This is a genomic window from Marivita sp. NO-S04 (assembly GCF_059070475.1).
In genome coordinates this window covers 1,072,478-1,084,733 of the sequence record NZ_CM180980.1, presented here as the reverse complement: position 1 = coordinate 1,084,733, position 12,256 = coordinate 1,072,478, and the positions used below count along the sequence as shown (strand labels likewise).

Below are 12,256 nucleotides of genomic sequence, written 5' to 3'. Positions count from 1 at the left end.
CCCCTTCATTCGGCCGCAACCGGAGGCCGCGTGGAGGCTGGAATCGGGCATGTATAGGGAAACTCGGCCAGATGCTGCTGATGCACTTGTTGCGCCGCCGCGCGGAGCAGATCGTTCGACAAGGCGGCGCGCGCAGTGGCGGCCATCACCTTGGCTGCATGCACCATTCCCTTATGCGCAAAGGGGGCTTTGCCCTGTGCGGTCTGCTGCCAAGTATGCAGTGGCGTGCCCATGGCGCACGTCGCCACGCGGGCCTGCACCGTCGGCACGGCCCAGCTCACATCGCCCACATCGGTCGACCCCATGCCGCCGCCAAAGGGTCGGTCAAGCGGCGCGATGAAGGTGCAAAGCGGCATATCATAATCGGGTTTCCTACTCAGCCGTCTGAACATGCTGGCAATGTCGTCTTGGGTCAGCGTCGACTGCATCTCGCGGGCAAAGGCAAGATCAGCGTCATCAAAGGGCACCGGGCCAAGGGCTTCGAATTCGGCCTGCATCGCTTCTTCCAGCGGGCGGTTGCCGATAAGGTTCGACACGGCAGAAAAGACCTGCGACTCGACCTTGGTGCCCGACATGAGCGCCGCCCCATCCGCGATTGCGCGGACGCGCTGCACGAGGTCGGCCAACCCCTTGAGATCGCGCGCCCGGATCAGCTGCCGGACGGTGGCGCGGGCCTGAACGACGTTCGGCGCAGGACCGCCTGCATCAAGATAGGCGTAATGCACCCGCGCATCGTCGGGCATATGTTCGCGCATGTAGTTCACACCGATATTCATCAGCTCGACCGCATCGAGCGCGGACCGTCCCAGTTCAGGTGCCCCTGCAGCATGAGCAGCCTTGCCGGTGAAGGTAAAATCAATCCGCGTGTTGGCCAGCGACCGGGCATCATCCACCGCGTTGAACCCGGCGGGGTGCCACGTGATCGCGATGTCGACATCGTCGAACAGGCCTTCGCGCACCATGTAGGTTTTGGCGGCACCGCCCTCTTCCGCCGGGCAGCCGTAGTAGCGCACTCTGCCCTCGATACCTTCTGCCGCAAGCCAGTCCTTGACTGCCGTCGCTGCCAGAATGGCCGCAGCACCCAAAAGGTTATGGCCGCAGCCATGGCCGAAGCCGCTGTCGTCGATCATGCGCGGTTCCGACAGCCCCGGCTGCTGGCTCAGCCCCGGCAGCGCGTCGTATTCGCCAAGGATCGCAATGACGGGCCCACCCGATCCAGCTTCGCCGATCACCGCCGTTGGGATGTCCGCCACTGCTTCGCGGATGCGGAAGCCCTGTACCTTGAGCATCGCTGTATGTTCGGCACAAGAACGGACCTCGGTATAGGCCAGTTCCGGCGTGTCAAAGACCCGGTCGGACAAGCTTATGAAGGCCTCGCGTTTGGCGTCGACAAAGGACCAGATCGGGTTTTCGTTTGTGGGCATCGGGACTCCTCCGGGATCGGCCATGCCGCGACTTCGCCTCAAGCTGTCGCCCGCGTCAACGCTGTTTTGAAATGGGCCTCTTGCGCGCATCCGGCGCGGATCGACGTCAGAGAACTGCTAAACGCTGTCTTCCAGAACTGGCCGCGTGCTGCGTTCGCTGACGATGCCATGCCACGCCGGATCGGAGCGAATGGACATTTTCACATGCCGCATGAAAGCGCGCGCGGTCTTTGTCAGAGGGCGCACCGTGGAGACCGCAAACGAGGTCCGGTAGACAAACCGTGGCAGAAAGGGACGGATTGTCAGCGTCGGATCATCCGCCCGCAGAACCGGGAACGGGCAGATCACGGTCACGCCACTGCCCGCCCGCGCGAGCGTCACAGCGCTAAGCCCGGTGGCCACCTCGGCCACGCGTTTCGGGGCAACGCCCGCCTCGGCAAACAGGCGATCCAGACGTGATCGCACGATGTGCCGCCGCAAGATCGAGACGAAGTTCTGCCCATCCAGCAGGTCTGGAGTGATGATATCATGCACCTCGAGCGGATGGCCGCGCGCCATGACGCAGACCGCCTCGCTTTCCTGAAACGGGATCAACTCCATAGCGGAATGGGTCAAATCCGCATGGGTGAAGCCAAGATCCACCGCATCATCGACAAGTCGACTGACCAACCCGTTCGAGGTGCAGGTTTCCAGCGACATGGGTTGTGTTGGGTGCAGCTTCATGAAGCTCGCCATACAGGCCCCCACCAAGTCGGCCAGTGATGGTGGTGCCGCGAGCCGCAGCGGCTGGTTGCCGGGTTCGTCTGGGTCGGAGCCGTTGATCAACGAAATCGCATCGAACAGACGGTCCAGTTGCGCGTTCAGACGCAGCGCCTCGGCAGTGGGGCGCAACCGCCCGCCACGCCGTTCGAACAGCACGACATTCAACCGCGCCTCAAGCTGGCTGACCGCGCGGCTGACCGTGGGTTGCGAGATGCCAAGCAGACGCGCCGCGCCATTGGTCGTACCCGAGGTTATGACCGCGCGCAGGGCTTCGTATTCGCGGATCGAATGCCAGTTGTTGCGCATGGCGATAACCTGTCCCGGTGGCTTTGCTACAAGCAACCGTAATGCAGTTACAGCATATGTGCATAGCAAAAGTGAATGAAGTCTTGGCTTCCTTCACTGCGGGCGGAGGGTAACCTCGTCATACTATCAAAAAACAAGCCGGGTGGCGTGTGCACACCTGGATGAACAGGGAGATGTTCCATGACCCTAAGGTATCTGCGCCTGACAGCGCTTGCCGTCGCTACCGCGTTGCCGGCTCTGCCCGCCCTTGCTCAGGACTTGCGGATCGGCTTGGCCTCCGAACCGAGCTCGGCTGATCCGCATTTTCACAACCTTGGCCCGAACAACCAGTTGCGTCGCAACATGTTCGAATCCCTTGTCGGCAGCGACGAGCAGCAAAAGCTGTTTCCCCAGCTTGCCACAAGCTGGCGCCCGCTGGATGACACCCGTTGGGAGTTCAAGCTGCGAGAAGGTGTAACCTTCTCGGACGGCTCGGCCTTTGATGCGTATGACGTTGTCTATTCCGTCTGCCGCATCCCCGGCGTGCCGGATTCGCCGTCGCTGTTCACCACATACACCAAGGCGATCAAGGATTTCGAAGTGCCCGATCCGATGACGCTGATCGTGCACACCGCAGCGCCCTACCCCCTGTTGCCGACCGAATTCTCGACATGGGGCATCATCTCGGCCAAGGCCAACGGCGTCGACGGTTCGACGATCGACTTTTCGCCCGAGGGCTGCGGCGACCTTGCCTATCCCGAGTCGCAAGCGTTCAACGAAGGTGCAGCCGCTATCGGCACCGGTCCTTTCCTGCTCGAAAGCTTCCGCCGTGGCGAGGGCATCGAACTTGTCCGCAACCCAAATTACTGGGGAGATGCTGCCCCTTGGGAGCGCGTTAGCATGAAGCCGCTGACTTCTGATGGTCCGCGTGTGGCTGCGCTTTTTGCAGGGGATGTCGACTTCATCGAGAATCCGCCGCTTCAGGATCTTGAGCGGATCAATTCCGAAGGTGGCCTTCAGGTGGTTCAGGGTATCTCGAACCGCGTGATTTATCTGCATATGGATCACGAGCAGGAACCCAGCCCGATGATCACCGGCACCGACGGCAAGAACCCGTTGAAGGACGTGCGTGTCCGCGAGGCGCTGTCCATCGCCATCAACCGCGATGCGATCGTCGACCGGATCATGGGTGGCGTGGCTGTGGCGGCTGGCGAATTGCTGCCCGCCGGCATGTTCGGCGCACATGAGGAAGGCGCCATGCCACCTGCCCCCTATGACCCGGATCGTGCTCAGGCGTTGCTTGCCGAGGCGGGCTACCCGGATGGGTTCGGCATCACTATCGGCACCCCGAATGACCGCTACATCAACGATGCGCAGGTTGCGCAGGCGGTCGCGCAGATGTGGGCGCGGATCGGCGTTACAACAGAAATCGATGCCGTCACGGCCTCGACCTTCTTCTCGCGCCGCAACGCCTACGAGTTCTCGGTCTACCTTGCGGGCTGGGGTGCGGGCACGGGTGAAATGTCTTCGCCAATCAAGGCACTTGTCGCCACGCGCGACGGGGATCGTGGTTACGGTGGCACCAACCGGGGGCAGTATTCCAACCCCGAGATCGATGACCTGCTGACCAAGGCGCTGGCCACTGTGGACGATGATGCCCGTCAAGAGCTTTTGCGTGAATCGTCGCGCGTCGCGATGGCGGATTGGGCAATCCTGCCCTTGCATTTCGAGGTGACGCCTTGGGCAATGACCGACAAGATCACCTATACGCCGCGTGTCGACCAGTACACGCTGCCGGCCTCGATCAAGCCGGTGCAATAATTACCACTCGCTGAACGCCTGCGGCGGCCTCCGGGCCGCCGTGGGACCCTATTCCCTCGTCCAGCCCGGAAAGCGCCCCAAGGCATGCTTGTCTACCTGCTCAGACGGATTGCGCAGTCCATCTTTGTCGCGCTGGCGATGATGGTGATCGTGTTCTTCGGCATCTACATGATCGGCAACCCCGTCGATATCCTCATCTCGCCCGACGCCACCCCGCGCGAGATCGAAGAGACGATGGCGCGGTTCGGGTTCGATCAGCCGATCTACATCCAATTCCTGACTTTTGTCGGCAACGCGTTGCAGGGAGATCTGGGCCGCAGTTTCGTCCATGGCGAAAGTGCTGTGACGCTGATCCTGCATTACATGCCTGCGACACTGGAACTGGCCGCTTTGGGGCTGATCTTTTCGGTTCTCATCGGCATCCCACTGGGCGTCTATGCCGGGTACAAGGCCGACCGTTGGCAGGGCCGCGCGATCATGACCGGGTCGATCTTCGGCTTTTCGCTGCCCAATTTCTGGGTCGGTATGCTGCTGATCCTGATTTTCGCGGTCGAACTGCGCTGGCTGCCCTCGACCGGGCGGGGTGACACCGTGGATGTGTTCGGCATCCGGTTGTCGATCTTTTCCGAAAACGGCCTCCAATACATGATCCTGCCTGCGCTGACACTGGCCTTATATAAAGCGTCACTTGTCACCCGACTGGCCCGCGCGGGCACGCAAGAGGCGCTGGTGCAGGATTACGTGAAATTCGCCCGCGCCAAGGGAGTGTCTGAGACCCGCATCCTTTTCGTGCATGTGCTCAAGAACATCATGATCCCGATTGTAACGGTTCTGGGCCTTGAACTGGGGTCGATGATCGCCTTTGCGGTGGTGACCGAAACGGTCTTTGCGTGGCCGGGAATGGGCAAGTTGCTAATTGACTCGATCCTGACGCTCGACCGGCCAGTGATCGTCGCCTACCTGACGATGACTGTCCTGATCTTCATTGTGATCAACCTTGTGGTGGACATCGTCTACACGATCCTCGACCCGCGCGTGCGTGTGACCGGGGGGACGACATGACCGAGATGCCCACCCCCATCCCGCTGCGCGAGCGGACCGCCGACGCCCTGCCTTGGCTGGTAACGGCAGCGATGACGCTGGCCACTTTTGCACTTGCGTTTGGACCGGACTGGAGCAGCCTGCCCGCGCGGGTGCTGATGCTGATCGGGTTCGTCGCGATTTCCGCCCATCTGCTGCGTGGCCGAGGGCGGCAGTTCTTCAACGGTCCTGTTGCCTATGCCGCGGCGGGCAGCCTGCTTTTGCTGGTGGTGCTCGCGCTCTTTGCCAACGAGATTGCGCCGCAGAACCCCTATGACCTGCGCCAGCTGGACATTATGGATGGCCGCCTGCCGCCGGGATCGACCACGTTTGACGGGGCAATGACCTATCACCTTGGGACCGACGAACAGGGGCGCGATATTCTGTCGGGCATCCTTTACGGGCTTCGAGTGTCACTGTCGGTGGCCATCATCGCCACGCTGGTCGCCATGGCCATCGGCGTGGTCGTGGGCATCTATGCCGCATGGGCCGGGGGACGGGTCGAGACCATCCTGATGCGGCTCGTGGACCTGCAACTGTCCTTCCCGTCGATCCTTGTGGCGTTGATGCTGATGGCGGCCTTCGGGCGCGGGCTGGACAAGGTGGTGATCGCGCTGATCATCGTGCAATGGGCCTACTATGCCCGCACCGTCCGAGGCACCGCATTGTCCGAGGCGCGCAAGGAATATATCGACGCCGCGCGCGGTCTGGGCCTGCCGGTGCGGCGGATCATCTTCCGGCATCTGCTGCCCAACTGCATTCCGCCGCTGCTGGTGATCTCGACCGTGCAGATCGCCAACACCATCGTTCTGGAATCCTCGCTGTCGTTTCTTGGGGTCGGCGTGCCGATCACCCGGCCCTCTTTGGGCCTGCTGATCGCCAACGGATACGATTACATGCTGTCGGGCCAATATTGGATGAGCATGTATCCCGGTGTGGCGCTGCTGGCGATCGTGGCGTCGATCAACCTTGTCGGTGACCGGCTGCGCGACACCCTGAACCCGAGGTTGCGCAAATGAGTGTTCTCGAAGTGCGCAACCTGCAAACCCATTTCTTCACCGATGCCGGTGTGGTCAAAGCGGTGGACGGGGTCGATTTCGCGCTCAACGAAGGCGAAGTGCTTGGGCTTGTCGGCGAAAGCGGGTCGGGCAAATCGGTCACCGGCTTTTCGATCCTGAGGCTGGTGGACCCGCCGGGGCGCGTGGTCGGTGGTCAGATCCTGTTCAGAGGGCAGGATTTGGCGCAACTGCCCGCATCCGAGATGCGGCGTCTGCGTGGCAACAAGATTGCGATGATCTTTCAGGATCCGATGATGACCCTGAACCCGGTATTGCGCATCGACACCCAGATGATCGAAGCAGTGCGCGCCCATGACAAGGTCACCACCAAGGCGGCACGCGACCGCGCCATCTCGGCGCTGAGCAAGGTGGGCATTCCTTCGCCTGCTGAACGATTGGACGCCTATCCGCACCAGTTCTCGGGCGGCATGCGGCAGCGGGTGGCCATTGCTATTGCTCTGCTCAATGGTCCCGACCTCATTGTGGCGGATGAGCCGACCACAGCACTGGATGTCACCATTCAGAGCCAGATCCTCGCCGAGGTCCAAGACCTTGCGCGGGACACCGGCACCGCGCTGATCTGGATCACCCATGACCTTGCCGTGGTGGCCGGGCTCGCAGACCGGGTGGCGGTGATGTATGCGGGCCGAATTGTCGAGACCGGCCAGACAGACGACGTGCTGACGACGCCGGGACACCCATATTCGGTTGGTCTGCTGGGGTCGATCCCCGGACATGGGCAGCGCGGAGAGCGGCTGACGCAGATCCCTGGCATGGCACCCAACATGGCGCATCTGCCGCCCGGCTGCGCCTTTGCCCCGCGCTGCTTCAACGCTGATGAACGCTGCCGCACCGATGCCCCCGGCATCGAAGACATAGAACGAGGCCGACAATTGCGCTGCCACCACCCGTTGACCAAGGCGGGGGGGACGCCATGACCGCCATGCTTGAACTCAGCGACGTTTCGCGACAGTTCGTCAAGAAGCTCGATTCCATCGAAAAGCTGGCAAAAAAGCTTGGCGCATCGGTGTCGGAAAGCTGCGTGAACGCGGTTGATTCCGCGTCGTTTCAGATCGCACGGGGCGAGGTGGTCGGGCTGGTTGGGGAATCCGGGTGTGGCAAGTCCACACTGGGCCGCATGGTGGCAGGGCTTTTACCAGTCAGCGGCGGGACGATCCGTTTTGAGGGGGTCGATGTTACCGACGCGGCCTCGGATGACGCTAAGACCGCACGGCTGCGCATTCAAATGATCTTTCAGGATCCGATGTCTTCGCTCAATCCGCGCATGAAGGTCGAAGAGATCGTGGGCGAAGCCGCCGTCTATCACGGCCTGACCACCCGCCGCGAGATGAGCGCCTATGTCGCCGGAATTCTGCGGCAGGTGGGGCTTGATCCCGCCTATGCGCAACGCTTTCCGCACCAGTTTTCCGGCGGTCAACGGCAGAGGATCGGCATTGCCCGTGCGCTTGCGGTGCGCCCGGAATTCCTGATCTGCGACGAAAGCATCGCCGCGCTGGACGTGTCGATTCAGGCGCAGGTGATCAACCTGTTTCAAGACCTGCGCCGCGAACTGGACCTGACCTATCTGTTCATCAGCCATGACCTGAGCGTGGTCGAACATATCGCCGACCGCGTGGTGGTGATGTATCTGGGCCGCATCGTCGAGATCGCCTCGACCGAGGCGCTGTTCGATGACCCGCAGCACCCCTACACGCAGGCCCTGATCGACCAGGTGCCCCGCCTGGGCGCAGGCCGCCAAACCTACCGCACGATCAAAGGCGAGATCCCATCGCCCCTTGCACCGCCCCCCGGCTGTCATTTTCACCCACGCTGCCCAATGGCCGGGCCACGCTGCACACGGGACACCCCAGTCTTGCGCAACGACGCGGGGCGGTCCGTGGCCTGCCACCTGCATGACGGAGGAACAGAATGAACCTGCACATCCCCGGCGTTCTGACCGTCGAAGGCACTGCCACCCAAAGCGTGCCGCTTGTGTTGGACAGCCCGCATTCCGGCACTGTGTACCCTGAGGATTTCGGCCATGCCGCTGACCCGACGCTGCTGCGCCACGCCGAGGACACCCATGTGCATGACCTTTGGTCCGGTGCCGTGCCCGCCGGTGCGGTTCTGCTACACGCGCATTTTCCGCGCTCGTATGTCGACGCCAACCGCGCGCCGGATGACATGGACCCGAACGCCCTGTCGGGTCCCTATCCAGAAGCGCTCAACCCGTCGGTCAAGAGCACCTTGGGCATCGGTCTGTGCTGGACTCGCGTGCCGCCCGGTGGCGAGCCGCTGTATACCCGTCCACTGACCCCAGACGAAGTTCATGCACGGGTCACGCGCTATCACCGGCCCTACCAGTCACAGCTGCGCGCACTTCTGGACGCAGCGCATGATCGGTGGGGCGCCGTCTGGCATGTGAACTGCCATTCGATGCAAGAGGTCGCATCCGCCATGTCCACACAGGCACGCGGCACACCGCGCCCCGATTTCGTGCTGGGCGACCGGGACGGCGCCGCCTGCGCACCTGCCTTCACCAAAGCGGTCGAGGATTTTCTGACCGGGCGCGGGTATTCGGTGGCGATCAACGATCCCTACAAGGGGATGGAGCTGGTCCGCGCCAATGGCGATCCGGCAAACAACCGCCATTCAATGCAGATCGAAGTGAACCGAAAGCTGTATATGGACGAATCCACCCGCGAACCGAATGCCGGTTATGCTGCCTTGCAGGCCACGTTCACCGATCTTGCACAGCACCTTGTGAGACACGTGGAAACCGCACTTGAGGGGCACCCCGCATGACCAGCTCTGCCACCGGATTGCCCAACATCTATTCCGTTGAACTGTCGCCCCCCGACATCTCGGCCTATGCCAAGGGCAATTCCGGCGTGCCCTATGTCTGGACCTTCGACAGCGGCAACGCAGGGCCGCATGTGGCGATTACGGCGATCGTTCATGGCAATGAGCCCTGCGGTGCCATCGCGCTTGACTGGCTGCTGCAGATGGGCCTGCGCCCGCGTCAGGGCAAGCTGTCCTTCGCGTTTGTGAACACTGCCGCCTATGCCGCCTTCGACCCCGAGGTGCCGGACGCTACCCGCTGGGTCGAGGAAGACTTCAACCGGCTGTGGGGCGATGGCGTGCTTGATGATCCCGACCGCCGCGTCACGCCTGAAGTGGAACGCGCCCGCGAATTGCGGCCGTGGCTTTCGGGTGTGGATCTCCTGCTCGACATTCATTCCATGCAGCACAAGACCGACCCGCTGATCATCGCAGGCCCCGCTGCCAAGGGCCGGACGCTGGGCGGTGCCATCGGCTGGCCGGGCATCGTGGTCACCGACAAAGGCCACGCCGAAGGCCAGCGGATGCGCGATTTCAAGGATTTCGCCGATCCCGCATCAGAAAGAAACGCCGCACTGGTCGAATGTGGCCAGCATTGGGAAGCCGAGGCGGCGGAGGTCGCCAAGGATTGCGCGATAGGCTTTCTGCGCGTCAGTGGCGCGGTGGACCCGGACTTTGCTGAAGACCGCATGGAAGGCCGCCCACCCCGTCCCGACACCACCTATTACGAGGTCATGGGACCGGTTACCATCGAGACCGACGATTTCCGCTTTGCCCAAGACTGGCGTGGGTTCGAACACCTGCCCGAAGGGACAGTGATCGGCCATGACGGCGACCGCACGATCCTTGCGCCGCATAACCCAACGGTGCTCATCATGCCATCGCGACGCCTCTGGCGCGGCAAGACCGCCGTCCGACTGGCCTGCCCTGTAACGCCTTAAATCGCCGTCGCAGTGCCGCCGACGGGATCGGCGGCCGATACGGTCGCACGGTACCTCAAGGCCCTCCTGGAAGGCGTCGAGTTTCGGCAGAACACCTATTCGATTGATCGGGAGGCGCGAGGGTCGGCCATCGAGCGCTGATCGAGTCGATGCCTACGCCAAGGCCTCGGCTGTTGGAGTATCGCAATTTAGATCGTTGATAATGCTCCAAGGAATCCGAACGCACCGCAACCAGTGTCGGTTGCGGGGACCCGCATCTCACGATTCCTGTGGTTGGTCGAGGGCGTGGTGCCGCAGCCTGTGGCGTAGAATTGGAGAGCGGGGCGTAACAAGGTGCGGATGTCGCGATTTCCGCTTTCGCGCTCTCAGAGGAGCGCGCCGCTACGCCCTGTACACATGATCCGCGCACGCAAACTGCCCAACCGTCTCTGGCGGCTTGGGTTTCGGCCCAATCCCCCATCGGCACCAGAAGCGACTGGGTCTCAGAAAGACCTTAGCAAAGACGATGCGACGACTATGCGACAAGAAAAACCATTGTTCTTTATTGTGGCAGGCGCTGCGTGAACTGCATGCCAATGTCGGTGCCGGGAACAGGTGTAGCGTTTTGTTGGACATAGGGACACCGCTTCTCGGCCCCGCTGGAATTCCGCTCACGGCTTCTTCATTTCCGCCATGATCCGGGCCTGCAGGTCGGCCGGCAGGGCGGCTATCGCGCGTGTCATGGTCGCAAGATCCTGCCGCGCGGCGTGCAATTGGTCTATGAGCGAAATCACGATGCCCAGGCCGGTCTCATCCAGATCGAGGTCTTGGGACAGATCGCACAAAAGCTCTAGACGCGCGAGATCTACGCGGCGGAAGACATACGCGCCCGCTTCGCGCTCTGGCCTGACGAAATTACATTCGATGAAGCTGACAAGCTGCCTGCGCGTGAGCCGCGTCACGGTGGCGACGACATCGTCTTCGGAATAGCGGTCTGTCATGTCCCGGCCCCTTTCATCAGATCGGCACGCGGGTCGTAGGCATGGGTCTTGCGCCATTCCGCAAGGAACTCGCGTAGTCCAACGTCCACGTCAGGCGGCGCGACGATCTTCAGCTCGACCCGCTGATCTCCCTTCGTCTTGCTCCCCGCACGTGTGACCCCGCGCGCCCGCAGACGCAGGACCTGACCCGAGCTTGCCGCCGACGGAATGGTGAGGCCCACGGGGCCGTCGATGGTCGGTGCCGTGACCTTGCCGCCGAGAACGGCCTCGTCGATGGTGATCGGGAGCGTCAGGAGAATGTCGTCGCCCTCGCGACGAAAAACCGGATGGGGCCGGACATGAACGGTGATGAGCGCATCACCTGCTGCACCGCCACCCATGCCAGGCGCGCCCTTGCCGCGCAGTCGCAGCGTCTGTCCGTCTTCGGTGCCCTGCGGGATCTTGACTGCGAGGCTCTGGCCATCAGGCAAGGTGATGCGGGTCTCGGCGCCTCTTGCAGCATCCAGAAACGGCACCTCGAGCGTATAGCGCATATCTGGTCCTTGGGCTGAAAACCCACGATCACCAAAATCAGCACCGGACGACCGCGTACGATTGCGCAGAATTTCTGCGAAGATATCAGCCGGATCAGCATACGCACTGAACCCTCGGCCTTGTTGGTAAGCGTTGTTCGGGGCATCTGCGAAATCACGATAATATTGCCGCCGAGGGCGCTCTGCGCCAAGGCCGTCGATCTCTCCCGCATCGTATCGCGCGCGGGTCTCGGGATCTTTCAGAATCTCGTAGGCGGCGGAGATCGACTTGAACCGCGCTTCGGCCTCTGCGTCGTCTGGATGCAGATCGGGGTGGCTTGTCCGCACCAGTTTCCGATACGCCTTCTTTACGTCGTCAGCCGTTGCGGCCTTCGTGAGGCCGAGTGCTTCATATGGATCGTTGGACATCCGGGCTCCCTGTTCGACACCCATCGCATAGTGAGGCGCAAGCCCCCGCAAACGAAATTGAGGCGTTCAAAATGCCATAGTCTCGCGTGCTTCGTCGCTGATCTATGTCAGGGTGGCGAAGGC

The 12,256-nt window shown here is 62.2% G+C and carries 11 protein-coding genes; 7 read left to right on the top strand and 4 right to left on the bottom strand.

Annotated features, from left to right (window positions below):
* Positions 1-5: 5 nt before the first annotated feature.
* Positions 6-1,424 (bottom strand): M20 family metallopeptidase, encoded by a 1,419-nt coding sequence (locus ACK3EW_RS05840; protein WP_493808832.1) that lies wholly within the window; start codon positions 1,422-1,424, stop codon positions 6-8.
* Positions 1,425-1,541: 117 nt separating this feature from the next.
* Positions 1,542-2,492, bottom strand: coding sequence for a LysR substrate-binding domain-containing protein (locus ACK3EW_RS05835; RefSeq protein ID WP_493808831.1), 951 nt, complete (start codon positions 2,490-2,492; stop codon positions 1,542-1,544).
* A gap of 180 nt (positions 2,493-2,672) precedes the next feature.
* Between ACK3EW_RS05835 and ACK3EW_RS05830 the strand changes: the two genes are divergently transcribed.
* The 7 genes from ACK3EW_RS05830 (at position 2,673) to ACK3EW_RS05800 (ending at position 10,212) form a co-directional block, all read left to right on the top strand.
* A complete protein-coding gene (locus tag ACK3EW_RS05830; RefSeq protein ID WP_493808830.1) occupies positions 2,673-4,292 on the top strand; it encodes an ABC transporter substrate-binding protein in 1,620 nt (539 codons plus the stop codon).
* An 84-nt stretch (positions 4,293-4,376) separates the two neighbouring features.
* Positions 4,377-5,354 (top strand): ABC transporter permease, encoded by a 978-nt coding sequence (locus ACK3EW_RS05825; protein WP_493808829.1) that lies wholly within the window; start codon positions 4,377-4,379, stop codon positions 5,352-5,354.
* A complete protein-coding gene (locus ACK3EW_RS05820) occupies positions 5,351-6,391 on the top strand; it encodes an ABC transporter permease (protein WP_493808828.1) in 1,041 nt (346 codons plus the stop codon). Before ACK3EW_RS05825 ends, ACK3EW_RS05820 begins: the two co-directional genes overlap by 4 nt.
* Entirely contained in the window at positions 6,388-7,368 is a 981-nt protein-coding gene (locus ACK3EW_RS05815; protein ID WP_493808827.1) for an ABC transporter ATP-binding protein, read from the top strand. The genes ACK3EW_RS05820 and ACK3EW_RS05815 overlap by 4 nt, the downstream gene beginning before the upstream one ends.
* Positions 7,365-8,363 carry an ABC transporter ATP-binding protein gene (locus tag ACK3EW_RS05810; protein WP_493808826.1) on the top strand — a complete coding sequence of 333 codons (999 nt, stop codon included), beginning with the start codon at positions 7,365-7,367 and terminating at the stop codon, positions 8,361-8,363. Before ACK3EW_RS05815 ends, ACK3EW_RS05810 begins: the two co-directional genes overlap by 4 nt.
* Positions 8,360-9,235 (top strand): N-formylglutamate amidohydrolase, encoded by an 876-nt coding sequence (locus tag ACK3EW_RS05805; protein ID WP_493808825.1) that lies wholly within the window; start codon positions 8,360-8,362, stop codon positions 9,233-9,235. Before ACK3EW_RS05810 ends, ACK3EW_RS05805 begins: the two co-directional genes overlap by 4 nt.
* Positions 9,232-10,212, top strand: a complete 981-nt coding sequence (locus tag ACK3EW_RS05800) for a M14 family metallopeptidase (protein ID WP_493808824.1) — start codon at positions 9,232-9,234, stop codon at positions 10,210-10,212. Before ACK3EW_RS05805 ends, ACK3EW_RS05800 begins: the two co-directional genes overlap by 4 nt.
* A gap of 650 nt (positions 10,213-10,862) precedes the next feature.
* On the opposite strand, the gene ACK3EW_RS05795 is transcribed toward ACK3EW_RS05800, so the two are convergent.
* On the bottom strand, positions 10,863-11,192 hold the full coding sequence (locus ACK3EW_RS05795; RefSeq protein ID WP_493808823.1) for a chaperone modulator CbpM: 330 nt from the start codon (positions 11,190-11,192) through the stop codon (positions 10,863-10,865).
* Positions 11,189-12,133, bottom strand: coding sequence for a DnaJ C-terminal domain-containing protein (locus ACK3EW_RS05790; protein WP_493808822.1), 945 nt, complete (start codon positions 12,131-12,133; stop codon positions 11,189-11,191). Before ACK3EW_RS05790 ends, ACK3EW_RS05795 begins: the two co-directional genes overlap by 4 nt.
* Positions 12,134-12,256: the final 123 nt, after the last annotated feature.

Excerpts from the sequence above, each read along its gene's own strand:
- ACK3EW_RS05805 (WP_493808825.1), top strand. The coding sequence starts at position 8,360 with ATGAACCTGCACATCCCCGGCGTTCTGACCGTCGAAGGCACTGCCACC.
- ACK3EW_RS05825 (WP_493808829.1), top strand. The coding sequence starts at position 4,377 with ATGCTTGTCTACCTGCTCAGACGGATTGCGCAGTCCATCTTTGTCGCG.
- ACK3EW_RS05840 (WP_493808832.1), bottom strand. The coding sequence starts at position 1,424 with ATGCCCACAAACGAAAACCCGATCTGGTCCTTTGTCGACGCCAAACGC.
- ACK3EW_RS05820 (WP_493808828.1), top strand. The coding sequence starts at position 5,351 with ATGACCGAGATGCCCACCCCCATCCCGCTGCGCGAGCGGACCGCCGAC.
- ACK3EW_RS05835 (WP_493808831.1), bottom strand. The coding sequence starts at position 2,492 with ATGCGCAACAACTGGCATTCGATCCGCGAATACGAAGCCCTGCGCGCG.
- ACK3EW_RS05830 (WP_493808830.1), top strand. The coding sequence starts at position 2,673 with ATGACCCTAAGGTATCTGCGCCTGACAGCGCTTGCCGTCGCTACCGCG.
- ACK3EW_RS05810 (WP_493808826.1), top strand. The coding sequence starts at position 7,365 with ATGACCGCCATGCTTGAACTCAGCGACGTTTCGCGACAGTTCGTCAAG.
- ACK3EW_RS05790 (WP_493808822.1), bottom strand. The coding sequence starts at position 12,133 with ATGTCCAACGATCCATATGAAGCACTCGGCCTCACGAAGGCCGCAACG.
- ACK3EW_RS05795 (WP_493808823.1), bottom strand. The coding sequence starts at position 11,192 with ATGACAGACCGCTATTCCGAAGACGATGTCGTCGCCACCGTGACGCGG.
- ACK3EW_RS05815 (WP_493808827.1), top strand. The coding sequence starts at position 6,388 with ATGAGTGTTCTCGAAGTGCGCAACCTGCAAACCCATTTCTTCACCGAT.
- ACK3EW_RS05800 (WP_493808824.1), top strand. The coding sequence starts at position 9,232 with ATGACCAGCTCTGCCACCGGATTGCCCAACATCTATTCCGTTGAACTG.